The 24,252-nt window shown below is 53.8% G+C and carries 23 protein-coding genes; 6 read left to right on the forward strand and 17 right to left on the reverse strand.

Annotated features, from left to right (window positions below):
- The first annotated feature begins 112 nt into the window (after positions 1–112).
- Genes HRQ63_RS26050 through HRQ63_RS20300 form a run of 3 tightly spaced genes read left to right on the forward strand, consistent with a single transcriptional unit; the run spans position 113 to position 2,324 of the window.
- Entirely contained in the window at positions 113–424 is a 312-nt protein-coding gene (locus tag HRQ63_RS26050) for an RNA polymerase sigma factor (RefSeq protein ID WP_229714075.1), read from the forward strand.
- A 9-nt stretch (positions 425–433) separates the two neighbouring features.
- On the forward strand, positions 434–655 hold the full coding sequence (locus HRQ63_RS26055; RefSeq protein WP_308809907.1) for an RNA polymerase sigma factor: 222 nt from the start codon (positions 434–436) through the stop codon (positions 653–655).
- Entirely contained in the window at positions 630–2,324 is a 1,695-nt protein-coding gene (locus HRQ63_RS20300) for a DUF4179 domain-containing protein (protein ID WP_172247007.1), read from the forward strand. Before HRQ63_RS26055 ends, HRQ63_RS20300 begins: the two co-directional genes overlap by 26 nt.
- Positions 2,325–2,485: 161 nt before the next feature.
- On the opposite strand, the gene HRQ63_RS20305 is transcribed toward HRQ63_RS20300, so the two are convergent.
- Positions 2,486–3,655 carry a stalk domain-containing protein gene (locus HRQ63_RS20305; RefSeq protein ID WP_172247008.1) on the reverse strand — a complete coding sequence of 390 codons (1,170 nt, stop codon included), beginning with the start codon at positions 3,653–3,655 and terminating at the stop codon, positions 2,486–2,488.
- 188 nt (positions 3,656–3,843) lie between these two features.
- Between HRQ63_RS20305 and HRQ63_RS20310 the strand changes: the two genes are divergently transcribed.
- Complete coding sequence (locus tag HRQ63_RS20310; protein WP_172247009.1) at positions 3,844–4,950, forward strand: glycerol dehydrogenase; 1,107 nt, start codon at positions 3,844–3,846, stop codon at positions 4,948–4,950.
- Between the two features lie 91 nt (positions 4,951–5,041).
- On the opposite strand, the gene HRQ63_RS20315 is transcribed toward HRQ63_RS20310, so the two are convergent.
- The 11 genes from HRQ63_RS20315 to HRQ63_RS20365 all read right to left on the reverse strand — a co-directional run bounded on the left by HRQ63_RS20315 (position 5,042) and on the right by HRQ63_RS20365 (position 18,463).
- Positions 5,042–7,351: a putative bifunctional diguanylate cyclase/phosphodiesterase gene (locus HRQ63_RS20315; RefSeq protein WP_172247010.1), complete on the reverse strand. Its 2,310-nt coding sequence runs from the start codon at positions 7,349–7,351 to the stop codon at positions 5,042–5,044.
- Positions 7,352–7,506: 155 nt separating this feature from the next.
- On the reverse strand, positions 7,507–8,694 hold the full coding sequence (gene cntE, locus HRQ63_RS20320; RefSeq protein WP_172247011.1) for a staphylopine family metallophore export MFS transporter CntE: 1,188 nt from the start codon (positions 8,692–8,694) through the stop codon (positions 7,507–7,509).
- Positions 8,695–8,715: 21 nt separating this feature from the next.
- Positions 8,716–9,870: a PLP-dependent cysteine synthase family protein gene (locus HRQ63_RS20325; protein WP_308809908.1), complete on the reverse strand. Its 1,155-nt coding sequence runs from the start codon at positions 9,868–9,870 to the stop codon at positions 8,716–8,718.
- Between the two features lie 18 nt (positions 9,871–9,888).
- Positions 9,889–11,487 (reverse strand): nickel ABC transporter ATP-binding protein NikE, encoded by a 1,599-nt coding sequence (gene nikE, locus HRQ63_RS20330; RefSeq protein WP_216674017.1) that lies wholly within the window; start codon positions 11,485–11,487, stop codon positions 9,889–9,891.
- Between the two features lie 34 nt (positions 11,488–11,521).
- The gene (locus HRQ63_RS20335; protein WP_172247012.1) at positions 11,522–12,352 is read right to left on the reverse strand and encodes an ABC transporter permease; all 831 of its coding nucleotides are present in this window, start codon (positions 12,350–12,352) and stop codon (positions 11,522–11,524) included.
- Positions 12,345–13,307: an ABC transporter permease gene (locus HRQ63_RS20340; protein WP_172247013.1), complete on the reverse strand. Its 963-nt coding sequence runs from the start codon at positions 13,305–13,307 to the stop codon at positions 12,345–12,347. Before HRQ63_RS20340 ends, HRQ63_RS20335 begins: the two co-directional genes overlap by 8 nt.
- Positions 13,308–13,328: 21 nt before the next feature.
- The gene (locus tag HRQ63_RS20345) at positions 13,329–14,915 is read right to left on the reverse strand and encodes an ABC transporter substrate-binding protein (protein WP_229714077.1); all 1,587 of its coding nucleotides are present in this window, start codon (positions 14,913–14,915) and stop codon (positions 13,329–13,331) included.
- A gap of 21 nt (positions 14,916–14,936) precedes the next feature.
- A complete protein-coding gene (locus HRQ63_RS20350) occupies positions 14,937–15,740 on the reverse strand; it encodes a class I SAM-dependent methyltransferase (RefSeq protein WP_172247014.1) in 804 nt (267 codons plus the stop codon).
- 19 nt (positions 15,741–15,759) lie between these two features.
- Positions 15,760–16,548: a Rossmann-like domain-containing protein gene (locus HRQ63_RS20355; RefSeq protein ID WP_172247015.1), complete on the reverse strand. Its 789-nt coding sequence runs from the start codon at positions 16,546–16,548 to the stop codon at positions 15,760–15,762.
- Entirely contained in the window at positions 16,545–17,792 is a 1,248-nt protein-coding gene (locus HRQ63_RS20360) for an ATP-grasp domain-containing protein (protein WP_229714078.1), read from the reverse strand. Before HRQ63_RS20360 ends, HRQ63_RS20355 begins: the two co-directional genes overlap by 4 nt.
- Before the next feature lie 179 nt (positions 17,793–17,971).
- Entirely contained in the window at positions 17,972–18,463 is a 492-nt protein-coding gene (locus HRQ63_RS20365; RefSeq protein WP_172247017.1) for a YflT domain-containing protein, read from the reverse strand.
- Positions 18,464–18,668: 205 nt separating this feature from the next.
- On the opposite strand from HRQ63_RS20365, the gene HRQ63_RS20370 reads away from it, so the two are divergent.
- A complete protein-coding gene (locus tag HRQ63_RS20370) occupies positions 18,669–19,115 on the forward strand; it encodes a GNAT family N-acetyltransferase (protein WP_172247018.1) in 447 nt (148 codons plus the stop codon).
- Positions 19,116–19,318: 203 nt separating this feature from the next.
- Here HRQ63_RS20370 and yfcE read toward each other — a convergent pair whose 3' ends face one another.
- The 4 genes from yfcE to rnhA all read right to left on the reverse strand — a co-directional run bounded on the left by yfcE (position 19,319) and on the right by rnhA (position 22,037).
- The gene (gene yfcE, locus HRQ63_RS20375; protein WP_172247019.1) at positions 19,319–19,879 is read right to left on the reverse strand and encodes a phosphodiesterase; all 561 of its coding nucleotides are present in this window, start codon (positions 19,877–19,879) and stop codon (positions 19,319–19,321) included.
- Positions 19,880–20,070: 191 nt separating this feature from the next.
- A complete protein-coding gene (locus HRQ63_RS20380; protein ID WP_172247020.1) occupies positions 20,071–20,484 on the reverse strand; it encodes a hypothetical protein in 414 nt (137 codons plus the stop codon).
- A gap of 24 nt (positions 20,485–20,508) precedes the next feature.
- A complete protein-coding gene (gene ung / locus HRQ63_RS20385) occupies positions 20,509–21,177 on the reverse strand; it encodes a uracil-DNA glycosylase (protein ID WP_172247021.1) in 669 nt (222 codons plus the stop codon).
- A 215-nt stretch (positions 21,178–21,392) separates the two neighbouring features.
- Positions 21,393–22,037 carry a ribonuclease H gene (gene rnhA / locus HRQ63_RS20390; RefSeq protein ID WP_172247022.1) on the reverse strand — a complete coding sequence of 215 codons (645 nt, stop codon included), beginning with the start codon at positions 22,035–22,037 and terminating at the stop codon, positions 21,393–21,395.
- A gap of 352 nt (positions 22,038–22,389) precedes the next feature.
- On the opposite strand from rnhA, the gene HRQ63_RS20395 reads away from it, so the two are divergent.
- On the forward strand, positions 22,390–23,253 hold the full coding sequence (locus HRQ63_RS20395) for a polysaccharide deacetylase family protein (RefSeq protein ID WP_172247023.1): 864 nt from the start codon (positions 22,390–22,392) through the stop codon (positions 23,251–23,253).
- 87 nt (positions 23,254–23,340) lie between these two features.
- On the opposite strand, the gene HRQ63_RS20400 is transcribed toward HRQ63_RS20395, so the two are convergent.
- The gene (locus HRQ63_RS20400; protein ID WP_172247024.1) at positions 23,341–24,249 is read right to left on the reverse strand and encodes a glycoside hydrolase family 43 protein; all 909 of its coding nucleotides are present in this window, start codon (positions 24,247–24,249) and stop codon (positions 23,341–23,343) included.
- Positions 24,250–24,252 lie beyond the last annotated feature (3 nt).

Consider the following 24,252-nt stretch of genomic DNA (forward strand, 5'->3'; position numbering starts at 1 on the left):
TATGTTTTGCTTTTGTCCACTTGAGCAATAAAAAGTAAAATGGAAAAATGAACCGTTCGAATCGTTCGTTTGTTGTATAGGCGAATCTACCGGAAAGGAGGCTAGGCTGACCGTGACCCAAAAAGAGCTATTCGAGACTTACCGTTCCGACGTCTATCGAATGTGCTATTACATGCTCGGACAATCCGCCGACGCCGAAGACATCTGCCAGGAAGTATTCATGACAGCTTTTCGGAGCGATCGGGCCAACATGACGAACGTAAAAGCTTGGCTGTTGAAGATTTCCGTCAATCAGTGCCTGAATGTGCTGAGACGCCGCAGCAATCTGCGTTCCAAGCTGACAAAACATTCGCATCGACTCGTTAGCAGTCCCGAGCGTACGCCGGAAGAGCAGTTCCAAGAGCGCGAAGGAGCCAACGAATAGGCCGAGTATATCTCGCGCTTGCCGATTAAGATACGCACCGTGATTTCGCTGCGCTTCGTGCATGATCTGAGCACAACCGAAATTGCCGAGCTGCTCAGTATTCCGCAAGGAACCTTAAAATCCAGACAGTACAAGGGATTGAAGCTGCTTCGAAGCCAACTTGAACGCGCGGGACAACAAACCGAACCCGTCAAAGGAGGACATTATGAATACCAACCGCACAAAGGATAAATCCCGATCGTCAGAAACACTGGAGACAACCCTGCATCAACAGGTCGGACCGCATGTTGCGGTTCGCGAGCCGGATTACGATGCGATGTGGATGCGGATGGAAGTGGAATTGGAGCGAGGCGATCGTTCTGCGGCAGGCGGCCGTGCAGCGTCTCGGGCTCGCGTTCGCAAGGTCGCGCTGGCCACTACGCTCGGCGCTGCGCTGATCGCCGTTCCCGCGTATGCCGCTATTCAGTACGACTGGAGTGATCTGCTTCAAGGCCGCGAGGGCATTCAGACGGCTTTGGCACAAGGCTTGGGGCAAGAGATTGAACGTTCGATCACCCATGACGGCGTGACGCTGACGTTGCATACGGCAATCATCGACGAAGGCCGGACTTTGATCTTGTACAGTCTGGATGGTGAAGAACGCAGCGATCACTTCTCCGGCTTCTCTGCGATCACGATTACGGATGCGGACGGCAAAGCATTTGAAGCTTATGCCTACGTCGCGCAATCCGCTGAGTCGAGAGACGATTCCCGCCTTGCTACAGGCTACTTCGAAACGGATTGGTCGCCCAGCGCTTCTTCCGAAGCCGTGAGCTTCAGCGTGGACGGAATTGCTTTTACGACAAATGCCGAAACTCCGCTTGCCTTCAATGCTTCGGATACCGGCATCTATCGCACGGATGTGCATGAATCAGGCATTGCTCAAGTTGAACTTGGCGCCTTCGCCCAACCTGACGGACAAACGCTGATTCGCACCACTTTGATTCCGGAATCCGGCCAAGAACAAGCACCTTCCGGTAGCCTTGCGGCTTATGACCGCACGGGAAAACTCATCCAACCTGTAAAAGGAAGCATGTACGGAACGCCCGACGGCAGCGTCGGCTTTTTCAATCAGGATACCTTTTCCGCAACGGATCTGCTTCAAAAAGGCGTAACGTACAAGCTGCTATACAGTAAACAAAGTGAACAGATTGACGAAACCTGGGATTTTCCGCTGGTTCTGGACAAGTCCAAAATGGCTCATGCCAGTACTAAGCAAAAGCTGGATATGCAATTCGGGTCCGGAGAAACGGCCGTACAACTCAAGGAATTGACGATCACTCCGGCTCAAATTCGGATCGATATGGATCTTGGACAGCTTGGGTATGCGCCATTCAAGGACTATCAGTTATTGATGAACGGAAAAGCAATCGATTTGGGATTTCGGTTGAAAAGCGAAAAAAATCTTAAAGATACCGTTCTATTCATGGATCGCCCTGCCGACTTGCAACTTACAGCCGACTCTACGATAGAATTGCGTGCGCGTCATGAACTATTGAACCATAAAGGCGACCTTCCTGCCCCTGTGCAACTTGCGAATATCGGCGATCAAAAACAGTCTCTAACCACAAACGTCGGCGGCTATCCGGTCACCTGGACGTATTATAAACAAGAAGGCAATCTGATCGTTCAGACTTCCAGCGAAGATCCGAATTTCGGCGGGATCGGCCAAACGTATATCGGCAGCAAACGTATCCTGTCCGACGAACGTTCCTTCCGAATATGGGGAGACATCGGGAATTCGCTTACGGAAATCTACAACAATTACGAAGGCGATTCCGCGGAGATGCATATTTTCAGTTATAGCGAGCATCGACCGGAACAGGAAGCAAAAGCGACTCTGTATTCCCCGGCACAATAAGACCCGCTGTACATGAGCAGCGTCAGCCACCTGATCTGATCCGACGTTCCTGCCCGCCGCTCTGGAACAAGAACGAACGCCGAGCAACTCAAAAAACGCCATTCTTCCCCTTTTGGGAGGATTGGCGTTTTCGTACGATTACGGTCGATTGTTCACTGCCTTTATTCCGACAGCTTGTAGATCGCTTCAGCTTCTTTTCCGAATGAGGCTCCCGGCGCAATTCGCTTATAAGTAAAGATCAGCCGCTCGCCTTCCTGCCGGTCGAAGCGAAGTCTCGAATCAAGCAGCAGCAGATCGCCGACGTCGCTCGATACTTCGGCCCATTCGCTCGCTTCCGCTTGATCCAACAGCTTCTGATCGAGCCTTGCCGCTTCACCTGTTCGAAGATTGACGACCGTCGGCTGAAGAGTATCGAAAGCCCGAACCAACAAGTAATCCGCCGTTACCGACTCCACGATAAACGGCCCCTTTTGCTTGGTCATGTCTTCCAGATCGTATTCCGCGGCCAGACTGCCTCCCGCTCCGGCTACCTTTACTGTCTGCCCGTCCGTCAGATAAGCCCGCTGCGCCGGAAGTTTTTGGGGACCCAGCTCCGTAGGCAGATACATGCCGGAATATCGGAAATGCGCCTGCTGCTTCACGGCACCATTTTTAACGAGAAACTGAAAACGGTTCTGCACGGCCTGCATATAAGCTCCGTACTGCCGTTCCACCGTCAGCACATAAGCGTTCCCGCCCAAGCTCCGCAGATCGACGGTTCCCCATTCCAAGTCCGAGACGTCCGCTTGCGCAAGCTTTTTCGGGATGCCCGATTCCAGGGAATAGACCTCGCCCGAGCGAAAGGATACCCAAGCCGTGCGTCCGCCGGATGTATCCATTCGATAACGCGCAGGGTCTTCAAAAGTAGCGGTTCCCGTGGCGGAATCCCAGCCTGCTTTCGTTTTGAGCGCTGCCGACAGCGTGCGCAGCGGAACGAAAACCTGACCCTTTTCCGCAAACGCCGCCGTGCTTTTCACCCGCTGTCCGTTAATCTCGGCAGCCTCTTTTCCAAGCTTCATGCGAACGGCAGTATCCGGGCGCAGCAGAGTGAGCGTCTTCGAATCACGGTCGTACTCGACGAGAAAACCAAGCAGTTCAGAGAGCCTGTTGATCGGCATATACGTATGTCCCGCTCGGACTTCAAGCTCGCCGCTCTCTACCGAAGCTCCGTTGACGGACAACGCTGCCGGCTTGGACGCGGCGGCTTGCGCTTCTTGGTGCGGCAGCGGCGCGATCAACAAGCTGCCCGCAAGCAGTCCCGCCGCCCATTTGACCCATCTATTTTTAATCATGATATGTAATACCTCCTATCGGCATCGCACCATACGGCGCAAATCTTCTTTGATTAAGACGTTCGGCATCCGGATTTAGTTTCTGAATTCGGCGGTCTTTTTTCCGTTTCGCTTCAAATCGAGTCAGTCGGGGGATTTTTCGGGTAATGCACATGCTGTACGCCCAAATCGAAAGGAGCCCAAAACCGATGAGTGAAAAAGTATTTATCAGCCCGGGCAAGTACGTGCAGGGCAAAGACGTTGTAGACAAAGCCGGAGAATACGCCAAGGTGCTTGGCAAGTCGGCACTGGTGATCGCGGATTCGATTGTTTGGCCGATTGCGGGGGATCGCGTTACCGCAAGCCTCGAAGCGTCAGGAATCTCCGTCACGAAAGCCGAATTCAAAGGCGAAGCCTCCCGCGGCGAGATCAAGCGAATCGCGGAGCTGGGAAATGACATCGATCTGGTCGTCGGCGTAGGCGGCGGCAAAACGCTGGATACCGCAAAAGCCGTCAATGACGTGCTGGGCGCGGCATGCGTCATTATTCCGACCACCGCTTCGACCGATGCGCCGACCAGCGCCCTGTCCGTATTATATACCGACGACGGCGCGTTCGACGCGTATTCTTTTTACAAGAAAAATCCGGATTTGATTCTGGTTGATACCAAAGTCATTGCCGGGGCACCGCCGTTATTCCTGACTTCCGGTATTGCCGACGCGCTGGCGACCTGGGTCGAATGCCGTGCGGTGATCGAAGCGCGCGCGACGACCATGGCGGGCGGCCTGACTACCCTCGCGGCGGAAGCCATTGCGCGCAAATGCGAAGAGACGCTGTTCGACTACGGGCTGCTCGCTTACGAGTCGGTCAAGCGAAAGGTGGTGACTCCGGCGCTGGATGCGGTCATTGAAGCCAATACGCTGCTTAGCGGGTTGGGCTTCGAAAGCGGCGGGCTAGCCGGAGCGCATGCGATCCATAACGGCTTTACGGTGCTGGAAGGCGATATCCACCATATGACGCACGGGCAAAAAGTAACCTTCGGCACGCTCGTTCAGCTCGCTTTGGAGCGCCGTCCGATTCATGAGATCGAGCGCTATATCGACTTCTATCTGAAGCTGGATCTGCCGGTCACGCTTGCGGATCTGCATCTGAAAGACGTCTCGAACGAAGACCTGTACCGCGTGGCCGAGGCCGCGACGAAAGAGGGCGAGACCGCGCACAATCTGCCGTTCCCGGTGACGGCCGGCGACGTGCTGGACGCGATACTGGCGGCGGATCAGTATTCGCTGGCATATAAGGCGAAGATCGGCGCCTAAACGCTCCATATGCAAAAAGCCCCTCATTCCGAGTCATTCGGAATGAGGGGCTTTTTATGTTGAAATCAAAAATGCTTCGGTTTTCGGATTCTTACACCGTACGGATCATCTGAAACGGCCCGCGCAGCAGCTGCTCCACCCCATCCGCCGGCAACGGTCGACTCAAGTAATAGCCTTGCACTTCATCGCAGCCCGCCGCACGCAGGAACTCCAACTGCTCGATCGTTTCCACGCCTTCGGCGAGCACTTCCATATTCAGGCTGCGCCCGATGGCAATGATCGCCTGAACCATATTGCCGCGCTCCGTCTCGATATCGATTCCGTCCACGAAAAAACGGTCAATCTTCAGCAGATGAGGTTCGAAGGTACGCAGATATTTCAATGAAGCATAGCCGGTTCCGAAATCGTCGATGGCCAGCCGGATCCCTGTGTCGCGAAGCAAGCGAAGCTGGGCAGATACTTTTTCCACGTCCCGGATTGCCAGCGACTCCGTCACTTCGATGGTCATGTTCTCCGGATCGACTCCGGTTTCGCGCAGCGTATGCAGAATCTTTTCGACGAACAACTCGTCCTGGAACTGATAAGGCGATACGTTCACGCTCATCCGAAGCGAACCATAGCCTTGACGCGTCCATTCCACCTGCTGCCGGCAAGCCGTCTTCATCACCCACTCGCCGATCGGAATGATCATGCCGGTCTCCTCCGCAACCGGAATAAATTCGACAGGCGAGATCGGGCCCAATGTCGGATGATTCCAGCGAATCAGTGCTTCGACGCCGACGATATGCCCGGTCTGGATATTTTTTTGCAGTTGGTAATGCAAGGATATCTCTCCGCGCTCGATCGCATCGCGCATCTCGTGTTCCAATTCGACTTTATACGCCAGGCGCTGCCCCATGCTCGGTTCGAAGAACAAGCTTTTCTGATGCCGGTTCTTTTTCGCCTCGTGCATGGCCATATCCGCGCTTCGCATCAATTCGTCCGCCGTGCAGCCGTCCCGCGGATACAATGCGGCTCCGATGCTGGCGCAGCCGTAAAGCACGATGCCGTCCAGCATGATCGGCTTTTTGAACACTTCTTCGATCGCCGCAATGGTTCGGTAAGCTTCCACTTCCCCTTCGAGCGGGTCGACCAGAACGGTAAATTCATCGCCTCCCTGTCGCGCGAGCAGGCGTGAAGCCGGAATGTATTCGCGCAGCCGATCGGCAACCACTTGCAGCAGTTGGTCGCCGATCGTATGTCCCAGGCTGTCATTAACATGCTTGAAACGATCCAAATCGAAAAAGAGCAGGGCAAGCTGACGTTGATCTTCTTGCGCACGCCGTACAGCCCCGCGCAGCTCGGCATCGAACTTGCGACGGTTCGGCAAGCCGGTCAACAAGTCGTGATTGGCTTCATGCTCTTTGACTTCGACGGTATGCGTCAGCCGCCCGAGCAAGTAGTCGTTTTCGATAAAGGTCAAGATCAAGCGGGCAATAATGAACAGCAAAGCCAACGCGCTGCCTACGACCATGACGTTGAACTCCGACAGTTCTTGCAGAATGATCGCGAACAAAGCAATCAGGCTGACATATGGCAAAAGCCGGCGCAGCCAGCCCAGACGCTTCGTCAAAGCGGCAGACATTCTTTTCTTGCGTTCTTTCGGCCCGCCTTCCAAAGAATCCAATCCGGCGAGAACCATGCACAAGACCGAAGCCGTCCAGGTCAGATCGATCGGACTGCCGAGCAAATACGTGCCGTTCAATTGCATGTACAGATAGACCGAATCGCCCAAAGTCAGCAGCAGAACGCTTGCAATCAAGCCGGTATCCGCCCGAACATTGCTAACGGTTTGATTCGCGAACAACAGCAAACTCAACAGGAACAGATTGCCGAGATCGATAATGGGATAGCTGAGATTGATGAATGCCTGAGTCCAATTTTCATCCATGGACGTGGCGAGCATCGGCGCGATAATCAGGCTCCAACTAAATACCGCCGTCGTCGACATGAAAATGGAAGCATCCAGCAAATACTGCATCAGCCGAAGACTTTTCAGCCGCTGATACACGACGATAAGCAGGCCGAAGAACAATAATCCCCCTTGCGACACCCAAAAGAAATCGGCAAGGCTTGGAGCAACCAAAGTGATCCGGTCCGAGACCGTATCGACGAACAAAAGCAGCAGCGACAGCAAATAAAAGAAACTGCTTAATGCCGCGAACATCCAGAAAAGGCGGTTTTGCGATTTCGAACGCAGCGTCACGCGCACCAAAAGCAGCGTACCTATTAAAATCGGCACAATATTCAAATGGCCGATCCACGTAAGCGCGGTCTCATTCCCTTGATTCAAGCTAGACAACATAAAGAAAAGAACGAGATAACCCGCAGAGATTCCATAGAATAGGGGTTTGTGTTTCATTTCTGCGGCCTCCGATAAAAGAGTAAAAGCTATGACCTTGTCAACTTTTAATCTTAATTTTAGCGTTGACCAGGTACTATTCTCTATATCGGCTTCTTGCTTATCGTCGCTTAGTCGTTTTTACTTTTAATTACATAATTTAATTTCAAAGGGAGTCAAATCACTCGATTTCGATAGATTTTTTCCACTCCGAATAAAAAAATCAACAGCACCGCGCAAACTCCGTACATCCCCGAATACGAAAGTCGATCCGCCAACGGCCCCATCACTAAGCCGCCGAGCGAAATACCCAAGTCCGCCGAAGCGATAAATAAACCGAGCAGCACGTTCCGCGATGCTTTCGGCAAGCTGAAGGTTAGATAGGTCGTCAACGCCGGATATAAAAAAGCCTGTGCGAATCCCATGAATAAGGCGGCTGCATAAAAAGCAAGCGGTCCGACCGTCGAAGCAAAAGCCAGCAGCAATGCAGACACAAGAGCGAGCGCAATCATCCCTTGCACAAAACGAGGCCGCCATATTCCGTCCGAAGGAATGCGTTTGCGTAAAACCAACCTCGCAACCACGATGACCGCGGCCTGAACCATCATATACAGGCCTGCGTTGCCGTAGGCGACCTGCGATGCGTACAGCGGAATAAATACGGTAACCGCCCCGAATACCATCGAAGCCCCCAGCATCAGCCAAGTGCACAGCGCAAGAGGGCGAACCGTTACGGCTTGTGCAAAAGAGCGCCAAATCCCGCCTTGTTCCGGCTGTCTGTCCGATTCGTTCGTCGCCTGACCGCCCGCCTCCACCGGAGTCGTAAAGCCGAATATCCCCGTACTTGCCGCAATGACGACCAATACGGCAACAAAAGCATCCATGCCGCCCCAATCCCATAAAGCCAGCGCAATGACGGGTCCGATAATGCCGGGCATATAGGTAAATAAAGAATATAAAGAAATGCCTTGCGATCGCTCTTCGTCGGACAACGAATCAATGATCGCGAGTTGCAGCGACATGGAGAAAAAGGCCGTCGAGATGCCTTGCAGCAAACGAGCGGCAAAAAAACCGGCTAACCCTGTCCACGGATAAAGCAGCAAAGCGAATCCGTTAATCAGTAAAATGATCCGCAAAATGCGGGCCGCTCCGTAACGCTGGATAAACCGGCCCGCCAAAGGACGAAAAAACATGCAGGTCAACATATACGTGCCCATGATCCAACCGATCGTCGCATTGCTGGCTCCGATCGACTCGCTTCGGAGCGGCAGCACCACGGCCAGAATCGAATTGGCGCTGAAAAATAAAAAAGCCAAACCGTATAAGCGAATAAACGTCCAAGAAGTGACTCGCGATTGTTTCAACGTAGAATAACCTCCGCAACTCTAATCAAGAAAAGCGTTGACCGGTGCCTTTTTCTCCTGCCGCATCTGTTTGATATGAAGTTCGGCATTGGCCAGCAGCGTCGTTTGAGGCACGTGCAGACTTTCGATCAGCGACATTTTCTCGTTGGCGCATTCGCTTGGCGATTCGCTCCACGGTTCCAGCTCATAGGCCAGGTTGCGAATATCCGCAATGCCGGCTGTCGTCGAGAACCCTTGACCGCGCATCCATTCGTCGTCGAACAAGGTATGGATATAACGATCCCCGCCATCGGAGATCATGCATATAACCTTCTGCTTGGGATCGATCTGCCGAGCTAGCTTTAACGCAACCAACGCACAAGCCCCGCTCGACGGTCCCATCAAGATTCCTTCATGACGGGCAAAAGCCCGAGCCGTAGCAAAAGCTGCGGCATCCGACACTTTATACGCGTAATCGAGATTCGATAAGGTCAGATTCACGGGCGTCCAGCTTAAGCCTACACCCGGCGTGCGGTAAGCGTCGGCTTCTCCGCCGAAGATCGTGGAACCGATCGCGTCGACGCCTACGATCTGTACCTGCGGGGCATAGGTTTTGAAAAAGCGCGAGATTCCGCCGAGCTGGCCGCCTGTGCTCACTGCGGTGATGAACGCGCCAAGCTTACCCGAACATTGTTCGAAAATTTCGCGCGCCGTCCCCCGGTAATGCGCTTCCTGATTAAGAAGATTGAAGCATTGATCCGGCCGATACGCATCCGGAATCTCGCTCGCCAACCGATTGGCTAACGCGATACGGGTCTTGTGATAGCTCCCGCTGTCGTCCTGCTCGGTGACTACGATGACTTCCGCGCCGAAGCCTTTCATCAGCGCCAGATTGGCCGGGGTCGTTTTCGGATCTACCAAAATGATGACGCGATAGCCTTTGGCCGCTCCGATCATCGCCAACGAAATGCCGAAATTGCCGCTGGAGGATTCGATCAACGTTCCGCCCGGTTTCAGCCAGCCTTTTCGCTCGGCGGTCTCGACCAGATATAACGCTGCGCGATCTTTGATGCTTCCTCCCGGATTGTACCGTTCATATTTGAATAATACTTGTGCTTCGTCGGATCGATTCATGTTGGAGAGCGAAATCAGCGGGGTCTGACCGATGGTTTGCAGAATGGTAGCGTTGATCGAAATCTCCTCCTTAGAATGAAGTTATACGCTTTCCGGTTCGTCCGCGCCCTGCAGGAGCAAGCGCGTATGGGCATGTTCGCCTGACGATAAACGATTTCCTTGCAGAAACTCGACAAAGCGTCCTTCATGCATCACCGCAATCCGATGGCAAAATGCGCGCAGCACCCGAACATCGTGAGAAATCATCAAAATCGAAAACCCGAACTGCCGATGCAGCCGTTGAAGCAGTTCCAAAATCTGCGCCTGAACGCTCATGTCCAGAGCCGATACGGCTTCATCGCAAATTAGCACCTCCGGCTGCAACGCCAATGCCCGGGCAATCGCCACGCGTTGGCATTGGCCGGTACTGAGCTGCGGCGGCCTGCGATGCTGGGCGGCGCCTGTAATGCCTACTTCCTCCAACAAATATCGAGCACGCTCAAGACGTTCTTTTCGATCCCCGACCCGAAAAGCATGCAAAGGCGTTTGCACCAGCTCCAACGCGCTGAACCGGGGATTCAGGCTGGCTCTGGCATCTTGGAACACCAACTGGATATGTCGGGCCAATCGACGCCGAGCCGAGCCTTTTGCATGAGTGATGTCTTGTCTCCGAAAATGAATCGTACCGCTCTGCGCATGTTCCAGTCCGACTACGCATCGTGCCAGCGTTGATTTGCCGCAGCCGCTTTGACCGAGAATACCGATGATTTCCCCGACATGAAGCTGTACGTTCACTCCGCTTAAGATTGGCTGTTCAGCGTCATACGTTTTGAACAAATTTCGGATGGTCAACAGACTTGAAGCATCGGGAGGCGAGATTGCTTTTGCATCCGATGTCAGATCGCGGGACGCAAGCAATTGCCGCGTATAGTCGTGACTAGGTTCGCGCAGCACTTGCGAAGTCAGACCGCTCTCCACGATACGGCCTTCGTTCAATACGATCACGCGATGGCTAAGCGCCTCCGCAAGCGCGATATCATGCGTAATGAGCAGCACGGTCAAGCCTAGCTCCCGTTGCAGGCTTTGCAGCAGATGAAGCACTTCACGCTGATTGACCGTATCCAGAGCCGAGGTCGGCTCATCGGCGATCAAGACCTGCGGACGCAAACACAGCGTAAGCGCCAGACAGACCCGTTGACACATCCCGCCGCTCAGCTCATGCGGATAAGCGTTCAATATCGTTGACGGGTCCGTAAAGCCCAGACGGGTTAACCAATGTTCGCTGATCGAAGCAATCTGCTCTTTCGAAGCGAGCCGATGCGCGTGCAGCGTCTCCCGAAAATGCTCCCGAATCTTCATCATAGGGTTAAGCGCAAGGCGCGCATCCTGAAACAGCATGGCGACTCCCCGCCCCCGAATCTCGCTCCAGCTTGTACTTGGCCGCGAAAGATCGATCGACGAGTGTCCGGATAAGATCAATGTTCCGGATCGAACGGTCGCGGACGAAGGAAGCAGGCCGATCAGCGTTTTGGCGACGGTCGACTTACCCGATCCGCTCTCGCCCAGCAAAGACAAAATTTCTCCTTCGTATAGCGTGAAGGTCACTGATTTCAAAGCTGTCTGCATCGCGCCTTCCTGCGGATAGGACACCTCCAGTTGCTCGATTCGGAGCTTTTCCTTTTGGCCGTCTACAATCTTCATCCTTTTCTCCTCTTCCCGGTCGGGCTCGAAATTTTTATCCGATTCGCGCCTTCTCGTAGGGATCCATTCGATCGCGCAGCCCTTCGCCGATACAGTTAAATGCCAGCACGGTCAGGATGATCCACAATGCCGGACCGAGCAGAACATGCGGCGCAGTCATAAAATGGGCTCGCCCGTCGGCCAGCATGCTGCCCCATTCCGGCGAAGGCGGCTGAGAACCCAGTCCCAAAAAGGACAAGGCGGCAATCGCCAAAATCAGATTGCCCAGCTCGAACGTCGCCAATACGAGAACCGGCCCCAATGCCTGCGGCAGCAATTCCCGAAACAAAATAACGGTGTTCGAAGTCCCGAGCACGCGGGCGGCATCGACTGCCGTGCTGTTTTTCGCTTGGAATACAAGGCTGCGCGTCAGCCGCGCAAAGCTCACCCACCAGACGACAACGACGGCAAACAATAAATGAAAAAGACTGGTGCCGAACAAAGCCGCAATCACCATGGCAAACACCATAAAAGGAAAAGCCAGCAGTACATCGATGATTCGCATCAACACGATATCGAACACGGAACCGTGAAACATCCCGGCTAAAGCACCCAGCAGCATGCCGATCAGAACGGCAGACAACAATGCAAGACCGCAGGAAATCAGCGTCGTTTGACCGCCATGCAAAGTACGCGTCAAAATATCGCGCCCGAATCGGTCCGTGCCGAGCCAATGCTCCATGCCGGGCTGCTGTAATCGGGCGCCGACATTCATCGCCAATGGATCATCCGGTGACAACCACGAAGCGGTGAACACCGATCCTGCCAACAAGGCTAACAGGGCGACCCCGAATCCTAACGCGCAAGAGGCTCGGCGACTATTCATGGACAGCCTCCTTTTTTCTGCGTGTCATCCTTGGATCAAGCCAGACGTAGAGCGCTTCGACCATCAGATGGATAACGACGACCGACAACACCATGACCAACGCATACCCTTGAAGAGCCGGGTAGTCTTTGTGTAAAATGCCGTTCAACGCGTACTCGCCCAAGCCGGGCCAGGCAAAGATACTTTCAATGACAACGGCACCGCTGATATACGACGTGAACGAAAGCCCCGTCAGCGTAATCGTCGGCAGCAGCACATTGCGCATCGCATGCCATACCACCCGGGTCGAACTCAGCCCTCGCGATAAAGCGGACTGGATATATACCTGCCCCAGTTCGCCAAGCAGATTGGCTCGTACGACCCGAATGACCTGCGGAGCGCCAAGCAACCCCATCGTCAGCGCGGGCAGCCATAAGCGGGATAATGTCGCCTGACTGCTGATTTCGTAGAAACCCATTTGCACAGCCAACGCGAGCAGCAGCACCAGTCCGATCACAAATCCCGGAACGGAAGCCAATCCTACGCAGAGCAACCGCACCACAGTGTCGAACCACGTTCCGGAATGTACGGCAGACAGTATGCCGATGAACAAACCAATCGCCATCTGAATAATCAGCGCGGTTCCGGCCAACAGAAAGGTCGAAGGCAAACGCTCGCCGATCTCGGCGGCGACTGAGCGATCCGTATAAAAGGATGTCCCTAAATCCAGTTGCAGCAGACTGCCTATCCACGACGCATACTGGCTGAACAAACTTCCGTTCAATCCCATCTCTTGCCGCAGCTCGTTCAAAGTCGATTCATAGGCAGCGGCGTCCCAGGCAATGTCCATCGTCCGCCCGATCAGCAGCTTGGCCGGATCGCCGGGCGCAAGTCGGATCAGCGCAAACAGAACCAGCGAAGCTACAAAAACAGTCATCAACATTTGCAGAACCGCAACCAGCAATCGCCTTCCCATCAGCGCCTACCTCCTGTTGCATTATGGGGATACAAATTTCAGATTTTCGTTTACCAGATTTTCAAACGGACGGAAGTGGTCAACAAACCCTTCCAGGTTCCGGCTGATCGCCGTAATTTGCGAACGCGGATACAAGCTGATGACCGGAGCCTGTTCGGCCACATGCGCATTCACTTCCAAAGCCAACGCGTGCCTTGACGCTTCGTCGGACGCCTCGCTCAATTGCTGCAGTAGCTCGTTCGTCTTCGCATCGTCGAACCCGCCGTAATTACCGCCGCCCGTAGGCGCATACTGCCCGCTTAACAGCGTGAACGGCTCGCCGAACGTGCTCCAGGCTTCAATGAACGCATCCCATTCGCCCGATTCTCGCGCAGTCTCGATCAGACTGTAATCGCCGTGCTGAACTTCGGCTTGAATGCCCAACCGGGCCCATTGATATTGCAGGGTCTCTCCCAGAGCCCGATCGCCGCCCCAAGTCATCAGCTTGATGTTGAGCGGTTCTCCGTCCTTCATGCGAATGCCGGAGCCATCCAACACCCATCCGGCTTCATCCAGCAGTTGACCCGCCCGCTCCAAATCGTATCGGGCATATACGGCATTTCTCGCTTCGGCAAAAGCCGGATTGGAGCTGAGCCAAGTCGTCACCGGAAAACTTTGCCCTTCGGCGGCTTGAACGATCAGTTCTTCACGGTTGACGCTCCATGCCAACGCCTGTCTGACTTTTGCATCTTGGAACTTGGGCCGGTTCAGGTTCAGATAAACCGTCTGCGTATTCGAAGCCGGCGTAGTCGACAGCGTCACCGCTTCTTCGGCTTGCAGCTGCGAGATCGCGGACACCGGCATCTTTTGCGCGATATGGCTGTTTCCGCTAAACACGGACAGCATGCGCGTCTGCTCATCGCTGATCTGCTCATGCACGACGCGCGGAACGGTCGGCTTTTGCCCCCAGTAGTTTTCATTGATTGCCAGCTCCATCCGTTTTTGCGGTTCGAATGCAGTCACGGCGTACATCCCGGTCAAGTCCATATGTTCCACGGAATCGTACGACGCCTCCGCATTGTGAATCAGTGTCTGGTAGGAAGATAAGTTCAACGGTACGTCCATATTCGCGCGAGCCGTTTTGACTTGCAGCGTGGATTCGTCTATTGCGGAGAACGTCAAGTCCTGAATATACGGCGTGATTTGTTTGTCCAATTCACGCGAACGCTCCAACGAAGCTACGACGGACTCGGCATCCAGCTTTTTCCCGCTCCAGAACTGCGCATCCGGCTTGAGCCGAATTTCCCAAGTCGTCGCATCGACGGCTTCGGCGCTGTCCGCCAAAACCGGTTGAATCCGCCCTTCCGGATCGGCTTTGAACAACGTCTCTCCCGCGCCGATCGCCACCAGGTAACTCGAAGTGAGCGGCTGCACCGGATCCAGCGCGGCGGCAATCTCCTGATCGGCAATGACCAGTTCTTCCGGGATTTTGCTGTCGGTTTGCGAAGCGGGTTCATTCGTAGGAGCTGCGCTGTCCTTACCTTCAGTCACAGGCTGATTCCCGCTGCAGGCTCCCAAGATCAAGACCAGCAGAACAAGCATGGGCCAAATCATTCTTTTTCTATGCATACGACTATCCCCCAACATGATTTATATGGCTTGAGCCAATAATTGAAGTCTTCTGCCCTGCAAGCTCTCTCCGAAAGCAAGCGGTTGATCCGATTCGAAAGACTCGATATGCGGTGCAGGATGGTCGAACAACCGCAACAATCGAAAGCCGCTCATATGCAGATAGTGAACCAGTTCCTGAGGGAACAGCAGCCGATGCTTCAGATGCTCGACAATAGGCTTTTGCCCCTCAAATTCCCAACTATAATCGCGCAGCAGCAGTTGATTGGGAAGATCAATCGAAAAACGAGTGCGCAGGGTTACCGCTTGCCCGTTATAGGTACGCTGATCCACAAGCTCTTCTTGCAGCCAACGCTGCCCTTCACGCGTAAGGAAAAAAGCCGCATTTCGCATATCCAAATACAGCAAGCCGCCTTCGTTCAAATGGTGGCGAAAGCTGCTCAAACTGGACTGCACCTGTTCATTCGTAAAATTGTATAAAAATGTGCTGCCTGCGCAGGTGAGCGCATCAAATTTTTGATCAAGTTCGAAACTTTCCTGATCGCCCTGCACAAAAGAAAGATGGGGATAACGCGCGCTCGCCCATTGCAGCATCTCCTCCGATTGATCCAGGCCGGTTACGTCATAACCCGCTTCATGCAGCCATGCCACTTCGCGGCCCGGTCCGCATCCGATGTCCAGAACTTTCGAGCCCGCTTGGAATTCCTTCAGCAGCTTATGCATAAACTGGGCCATGCCCGAATCTTCTTCTCCGTTAAACGTTAAATACAAGGCCGGGTTGGCATGCAGAAAGTTATCGCGATCTCCATTCATGCTGATGGTCATTGCGTATCTCCTTCCAAAATCAATCGTAGATAAACAACTCCGAGGTCCCTCCGCTGAACTGCGTAAAAGGAAACGGCTCCGCAACAAGAGCACTTACTCCTTTGCCGTAAAAAGCTGCAACGATGGCGCTCCCGGTCTGGGCATAGACCGTTAACGGAATGCCCCGCTGCTTCGCCTTTTCCAAAATCAGATCGAAGCTCCCGTTGCTTAACGTCATTCCGGTACAAATGACTCCGTCCGCCTGTTCCAACACGATGTTCATATCTTTCTCCACAGGCTGACCCCACTGGGTATGTTCCATTTGCAAATCGCAGGGCAAGCAAATTCCTCCGCGCTGCACGATCGCCTCGACCAGCGGATTAACCACGCCGATCAGCGCAATCCGGCTGCCCGACGCGATCCGCGCAGTATCGGCAATGTGCAGATCGCGCTGCTTGGCTTTTTCCAGAGGCGTGCCGGGCTTGATCCCGACTACCGTTTTGCAATTTGCACGGTGCGGCCTTACCGCTCCCAAATAAGCGTCCATCGCGGCAATGCGAACGGGTAATCGATGATCCTGCAAAAGTTGCGCTACAGAGCGTCCGGAGCATTGTTCGGCCACTTCGCTCGTCAGCTGCTCGGGCATATGCGAACAAGCTCCAAAAGCTTCTTCGACGCGCAGCAGCACATAATGATTATGGTATTTGACGGAAGAGCCCGGAAATTGCGTAGTCTGGTACATGCTTACCGCTCCCGTAACGGTTAGCGCTTCCGGATCCGGACCGAACTCTTTGCGCAAAACGGCTTCCTGCAATCGAATCAGATTCATTTTGCGGCTCCGCCTTTTTCGAGATAATGAAGGCGCACGCGGGATAAAGCACTTTCCGCATAACTTCTGGCCTCTTGTCCTTCAGGGTCGCAAGCTACCACATGGCCGAGATAACAAGCGTTATCAATAGGCTTGTTGACGAAAAGGTTATGTCCGTCGACGAATTGGAAACGAGCGATTCGCGGATCGGATTCCAACGTCTCCATGCCTTCCATCTGCGCGATCATGCCTTCGTGCGGAGGAACCAGGAAAGCGATCGCCGCACTTGCCGCACCTTGATCCTGCTGCTCCAAAAGCGGCTTTTGCCCGAGCGCAAGATCCACGAACACTTCAAGCAAGTCCAATCCCGTGACATGTTTCACAAGTTCCACAATATAATTGCCGGCCGTTCTCGGATTGATCTCGACGATGCGCGGACCGTCGGCGGTCAGCATGACTTCCGTGTGCGCGATCCCGTGGTCGAACCCGACTGCATGCAGCGCCTGCTCGACAAACCGGCGAACTGTTCGCACTGTTTGTTCGTCCAGTTTTGCCGGGAACATATGTCCGTTTTCAATAAAATAAGGAGTTCCCGTAACCGATTTATCCGTAATTCCCAGCGTATGAATATGTCCGTCATAGCAAACAGACTCCACGCTGACTTCGGTTCCTTGCATAAATGCCTCCAATAATATGCGGCGATCCCGCTCTTGGTCTCTGAAATTGAGCGGAAAAGCATCAAGCGCCTCGTAGGCTGTATGTAACTCCTCCGGATCGCGAATCAAATTGACAAAAGCGCTGGATGCCAGGTCGACCGGTTTGGCGACTAACGGATAACCGATCTCTTCGGCCGAAGCCTTCGTCTCTTCCCAACTGCGAGTGATTCGGTAAGGCGGGTTGGCAAGGCCGGCTTGATCGAGCGACTCCCGCATTCGATATTTGTTCCGAACAAGCTCGACCGTATCCGGAAACGGACAAGGGAGGGAAAAAGCCTTCGCTACTTGTCTGACCGTATCGATGTAGTAATCGCAAACGGTAATCACGCCGTCGAACGAATAAAGGCGCAAAAATTCAATCAAGGCTGCGGGATCATTGGTCTCGGTAACCAGCACCTCATCCGCATGGGCAATAACCGGATGCGGCGGCCGGACGTCCGGTTCCCCGTAGTGACCCAGCTTTCTCGTAACAAAGGTATACGAATGTCCTCTAGCTTTAAGCAGCGGCGGTAACAGATTCCCGCTCGCTCCGACCCAACTTTCGATCATCAATAAATGTGCCGTAACCTTCCCCTCCATTCTACTTCGTAATAATTACGATTATACAATACATACCATTCAAATTTAAGTCAATACACCCATAAAGATAAAAATGGCACAAAAAAAAGACCGATGCGAGTGCATCGATCTTTTTTATTCCGATTACGTGACCCTATTGTTCATAGAAATTACTGGCTTGTATTCGCAGTCGTACCGAGGATGCTGCGAATGGCGCCGATGTCGCCCGAAGTTTCTTCAAGCAGCAGCAGAATCGAACCTTGGCGAACCGCCTCGTCGTATTTCTCCGCCTCGGCTTCGTTGAAGCCCATCGAAGTGAAATCTTCTTTCCAGCCGTGACCGCCGGAATACGTGTCGGAGCCGATAAAGCGGTAAGCCAACGGGCCTGCCGCCACATAAGGCCCCACATTGGTAAACTCGCTGTCGCCCGACTCGGTAAACGTATCGCGGATACTATGCAAAAATCCTTTGGATTCTTCCGGTTTCACGTTGGATTCGGGCGATTCGAGATTCGTATCTTCGGCGATCTCTTCGATCGGGTTCGGGTCCTGTCCGACTACCGTAATTCGGTCGTTCCCTACTCCTTGCGCCTTCAGTTGATGAATCGCGTCAAGCGCGGCCTGTTCAGTCGGGAATACGCCTATAATCGTTCGATTCGTCATTATGTCGTCCTCCTGTCTCGTCCTGTTCTCATAAAAACTTTCCTGCTTTCCTTCTCCCTATTAACCGCTTCCGCCTTGTTCTAACCGAATGGTTCAGCAAAGAAGCGAAATCGAAGTCGACATGGATTTTTCTTACCAGCTTGGTTATAATGAATCCTTGAATCGCGGAAACGCTCGCGAAAACGGATCAACAGGAGGACTTCCCATGAAAAATTTCAAGATCGTTATGATCGAAAAAGAAAGCCAGCTGCAGCGCTGCCTGGCTGTGCGCCGGGAGGTCTTTGTCGAAGAACAGCAGGTACCCGAAGAACTGGAAGTCGACAGCTACGACCGTATGGATTCGACTGCCGGACACGTTCTGGTTGAAGCCTCGGACGGTGACGCCGCAGCCGGACGCTTCACGCCTTATCAGGACGGAGCGGCCAAAATGCAGCGAGTCGCGGTCCGCTCGGCTTACCGAGGTCAGGGACTGGGTCGAGTCTTGATGGACGGACTGGAAGACGCGGCACGCTCGGCAGGATACAAGCGTGCCGTCTTGGATAGTCAATGCCATGCCGAAGGCTTTTATCATTCCCTCGGATATCGTACGCTTCCCGGCGAGCCGTTCTATGACGCCGGTATTTTGCATGTACGGATGGAAAAAGAATTATAAGCCCTAGAGCGTGCCTTCAAACCTGCCAACGTGCATCTTTTACCGCCTTTTCGCGCTGCCCCGGATTCGTGCCTAAAGCGTGTACGATTCCGGCAACGTCGCGTCACTTTCCCTCGACGTGCCCCGGCACGCCTTCAGAAAAGTTCCTTATTCAGCACGAAAATTCGGCAAAATCTGCTTCCGTCGAGGTTTGAAGACACGCCCTAATCCGCTCTGTTCAAGTCCAGCCGAAGAAGTTCGGATCCGTCCAATCCTTTGACGAGCAAGCCTTGTTCGTCCAGCAGTCCGTAAGAAGGCGGATAGCCTCCTTTGGGCAGCGATACCGACCCCGGATTGAACAGGTGAATGCCCGAGCGCGTCTCGGCTACCGGGATATGGGTATGCCCCTGCATGAAAACATCTCCCGCGAGCAAATCCGGCAGGTGATCCATATGGTGATGATGTCCATGGGTCACGAACACTTTACGACTGCCTTGCAGTAAAACGGCATACTCGCCCATGATCGAAAATTCAATCATCATTTGATCGACTTCCGCATCGCAGTTTCCGCGAACGGCCAGGTCGATCTGCGCTTTGCGCGCATTGAGCAGATTGGCTACTTGTTGAGGATCGTATCCGTCCGGAAGCGGGTTGCGCGGGCCGTGGTAGAGCAGATCTCCGAGCAGAAGGATACGCTTTGCGCCTTCCCGGTCTGCCTGCTCCAAAGCTCGCTCCAGTCCGGTCGAAGAACCGTGAATATCCGAAATGATTGCCAATTTGTTCATTATCGTGATCTCTCCTTTTTGTACAGGTGCATAGATGATATCAAGAAAGGCTGCCGAGGTTTGCTCGACAGCCCGGATTGAACTTGCTGGGTGATCCTTGTTTGAATACGAAGAAAGGTCGAACGCAACGTCGATTCCAACTGCTGTTGCTTGAGCAAGAATCGGCATTATCGTTTGATTGTTTCTCTGCTCTATCCGCGGAAGGATCGAACAATAAAACGATGCTCTCGCTTGTCCAATACGGTTCCGTCTTCCAAGGTGACCGCTTGGTCGTTATGTTTGATCAAACGCGCTCGCGAAGCCAGCAGCTTGTTTCCCTGCCAGACCATCACTTCCGAGCGAAACAGGACGGCATGCTCAAACTGGCGCATCGTCCTCATGACGTACCCTATTGAATTTGCGCGTCCCGCAGCCTGACGGCTTTCTTGCGGAAGAACGTCAACTTCCCGAATCGACATAATGTCTTTCATGCCGATCCGGACTCCGCCGGGGCTGAGCACAATGTATTGTTCTTTGTCGTTCCAGCGGATCAGGGTCCCGTAGCGCTTCGTCTGATACGGACCGCCGTTGTCGACAACCACTTTTTTTCCTACCCAATGTTTCAAAGCGCGCACCTCCGGGCAGTCGCTTTACAGCGACGGTATTTCCCAATTTATCGGCTGGATGCCGTGTGAATTCAAATAATCGTTCGTTCGCGAATAAGGTTTGCTGCCGAAAAATCCGCCTCTCGCCGATAACGGGCTCGGATGTACGGATTTCAGTACGGCATGGCGATCGGCATCGATCAGCGCTTCTTTCTTTTGGGCGTGAGCGCCCCATAAAAGGAAGACCGCCGGCTGTTCCCGCTCGCCTACGGCCCGGATTACGGCGTCGGTAAAACGCTGCCATCCCAGCTTTTGATGCGAGGCGGCTTTGCCCTCCTGCACGGTCAATACCGTATTCAGCAGCAGCACGCCCTGCTCGGCCCAATGAATCAGGTAACCGTGATCCGGTACCGCGACTCCCAGGTCCGAAGCCAACTCCTTATACATATTTCGCAGTGAAGGCGGAATTCGCACACCCGGTAAAACGGAGAAGCTTAGTCCATGAGCCTGTCCCGGTCCGTGATAAGGGTCCTGACCGAGAATGACGGCCTTGACGGCGGCAAAAGGGGTTAATTTCAGCGCCTGAAACAAAAGCGGCTCCGGCGGATACACGGTATGCGTCCGGTACTCTTCCTCTACCCGCTGCATCAACTCCTCAAAATACGGCTGACGAATCTCGTCTTTCAGTACCTCATCCCAATCGTTGCCAAACATTCGCTTCGCTCCTTTCCAAATTTTCCGACACGGTATGAAAGAAATTCGTCCCGGCCTTCATTACCCCAAATTCACGCGTACGCTCCGAACGCCCCAAAACGGTCAAAAAGCCGACTCTCGCGCGAACAAGAGCCGGCCTGGCGGTCCGGTAAACGTTAGAAATTATACTAGCACGTTTGGGGGTACGGCGCAATTTGGCAAGCGCTTCGTGACGCTTATTTCCTGCCATAGTCGGCTTTGATTTCGCCCCAATCCCGGGTCTCCCACTTCATGATCTTCGTGCTGTACGGATGAGTTTCCAACCACTGAACCGCCCGATCAACCAGGGTCCATATTTCTTCGGTTGATTGATCGCGCGGCAGCGTTGAAGACACCCGCCGCTGCTTCACCCATTTCATGGCATTGACCGAGTCGCTGTAGACGGACTTGTCGCTGCCTTCCTTTTGAATATGGGCGAGCGCATGCACGATGGCGAGGAATTCTCCGAGATTGTTCGTTCCCTTGGCAATCGGTGCGTGCGAGAAGATCACCTCGCCGGTCGCCGTATCCACCCCCTTGTACTCGACGGGTCCGGGATTTCCGCGCGTTCCCACGTCTACCGAGATGCTGTTGTAGTCGATGTCTCCTGCCGGCTTGGCACCGGGCTTCGGGTTGCCCGCTTTCTTGGCGTTTCCGGCAGAGCCGGACCGTATGTACGGCTTGGCGCCTTCGGCATATGCTGCTTCTGCCGCGCTTCTCGATTCGAACGATTTGTATCGGGCGCCCGGAAATCCGTCCACCTGTGCTTTGCATTCTGCCCAGGTCGCGTAGACGCCGGGCTGCTGCCCCGTCCAGACCACGTAAAATTTTGACTTGCTCATGCGCACCTCCAGCCTATTGTGACGTTTTTGTGTAACACTTCATTATAAGTGTTACCCTACTGCAAATGCAACCGGGCAGCCTGTTTCCAAAGACCTAAAAACCGCGTTCCCTAGTACCCTTTCAACTCTTAACCACAGGTTTACGTTTTCCTGAAACGCACACTCTTTAGGTGCGATTCAGGGGGGCGTATTCCTACTTTTAGTGTTGAAAAGGTACTAGCCTTTTCACGACAATATCATTATGGAAATCCCACCCAACGGACTGGATTTTTCTCCTTGATTTGCGTCATAATAAAAATGAGCTGCGCTTCCTTCATCCGAATACGAAACCCGAATAACGGAGGGATTTCTAATGTTGACTTCGAAAAACCGATACAATCACAAATTCTTGATCGTTCACGCCGATGATTTCGGGATGTGCCATGCGACCAATCGGGCGATTCTCGATCTTTGGGAACGCCGCGCGATCACTTCGACGACGCTCATGGTCAATTGTCCTTGGGCTTTGGAAGCCGCCGCTGCCGCTTCAATGGATCCGGAGCTGGATGTGGGCGTTCATCTGACGTCAACCAGCGAATGGGAATTTTATAAATGGGGACCTGTGCTGAATCAGCCGGGCGCGGAGACATTAACGGATAAACAAGGGCATTTCCCGCCGGATGCCGCGTATATGCCGGACGTCGATCCGACTGTCTTGCGTGCGGAGATGAACGCCCAAATTTTGTTGGCAAAGTCATGGGGCCTTGAACCTACCCATCTGGATAATCATATGGGCAGTCTGCGCAACGTTCATCATCGGTTATTGATCGAACTGGGTGCGGAGCATGATTTGCCTGTACGATTCTCGATCAATCCTGCTTATGCGACGGGGGACGAGGCCGATATTTCGGCGCTCGCCCAGGAACTCGGCGTGCTGCATCCGGATCAGGTTATCGGGCTTCCGTTTACTTACGATAAGGATCAATATTATAACTTCGCCCGGGATCATGCGATCGAGCTGCTGCGCGGGCTTGAGCCGGGGGTTACGGAGATGCTGTTCCATCCTTCGCTGGATACGGACGAGCTTCGGGCGATTACGGATAGTTGGCCTTCCCGCGTATTCGACTATGACCTGTTCCGAGACGCGGAGGTTCGGAACGCGATCGAGGAGGAAGGGATCGTGTTGATCGGCTGGCGGGAATTGCGGGAAGTTCAGCGCGGCTTAACGAGTCGTTGAATGCAAAAAAAAGACTTCGATTCCTGCCTTTCGGTCAGGATCGAAGTCTTCGGATCGATGGGCCTGCTGTTGCTGTCGATCATGTGTTCAAGTCATTTTCACAGGCAGTATCGTTCCGTCTTCCGCAAAAAACATCCGGTCCATGCACAGCACCCGGTGATTGCGGTCGGTCTCGCCCAAAGGGCGGCGATGGTAAACAATCCACCATTCGCCGTCTTCTTCCTGCGGAACGAACAAACCGTGATGCCCCGCTCCGGTCGCGACGTCGGGATCCTGCTGCAAAATTTTCCCGATCCGCTCGAACGGACCGAGCGGCGCGTCGGATATCGCATAAGCGACCGAGTAGTCGGGTCCTCCCCAACCGCCTTCCGCCCACATGAAATAATACCGTCCGCCTCGCTTGAACATGCACGGGCCTTCCACATAATGCTCGGGCGTGACGGACTTGAACGTCGACCCGTCCTCGAACGCGTCAACGCTGGTCATATCGCGATTCAACTTGGCGACGTTGCAGTGTCCCCAACCGCCGTAAAACAAATACGCTTGACCGTCGTCGTCCGCAAAAACATGCGGATCGATCGGCTGCGCGCCGTAATGGAAACGATCGATCAACGGACGACCGAGCGCATCGCGGAACGGGCCTTCCGGGCGGTCCGCCACCGCTACGCCGATTCCGCCGACCTCGTCGTCGCTTTGGATATCGTTGGCGCAAAAATACAGGTAATACCGCCCTCCGACTTCGATCGACGACGGTGCCCACAGCGCTTTTTCCGCCCACGAAATCTGTTCGATCTCCAAAATCCGCTCCGCTTTATGCCATTCCTTCAAATCTTTCGACCAAAACGCATCGAAAAAAGTCTGTTCTTCGTAAATCGCCGAATGCGTCGGATAGATCCAATAATTCCCTTCGAATATCCGGGCTTCCGGATCGGCGTACCAACCGGGCGATAACGGATTGGCCGCCCGGGCGTCAACATTTGATTGGGAATGCTGCATGGT

It is taken from the genome of Saccharibacillus endophyticus, assembly GCF_013185185.1.
In the GTDB taxonomy this organism is placed as follows: Bacteria; Bacillota; Bacilli; order Paenibacillales; family Paenibacillaceae; genus Saccharibacillus; species Saccharibacillus endophyticus.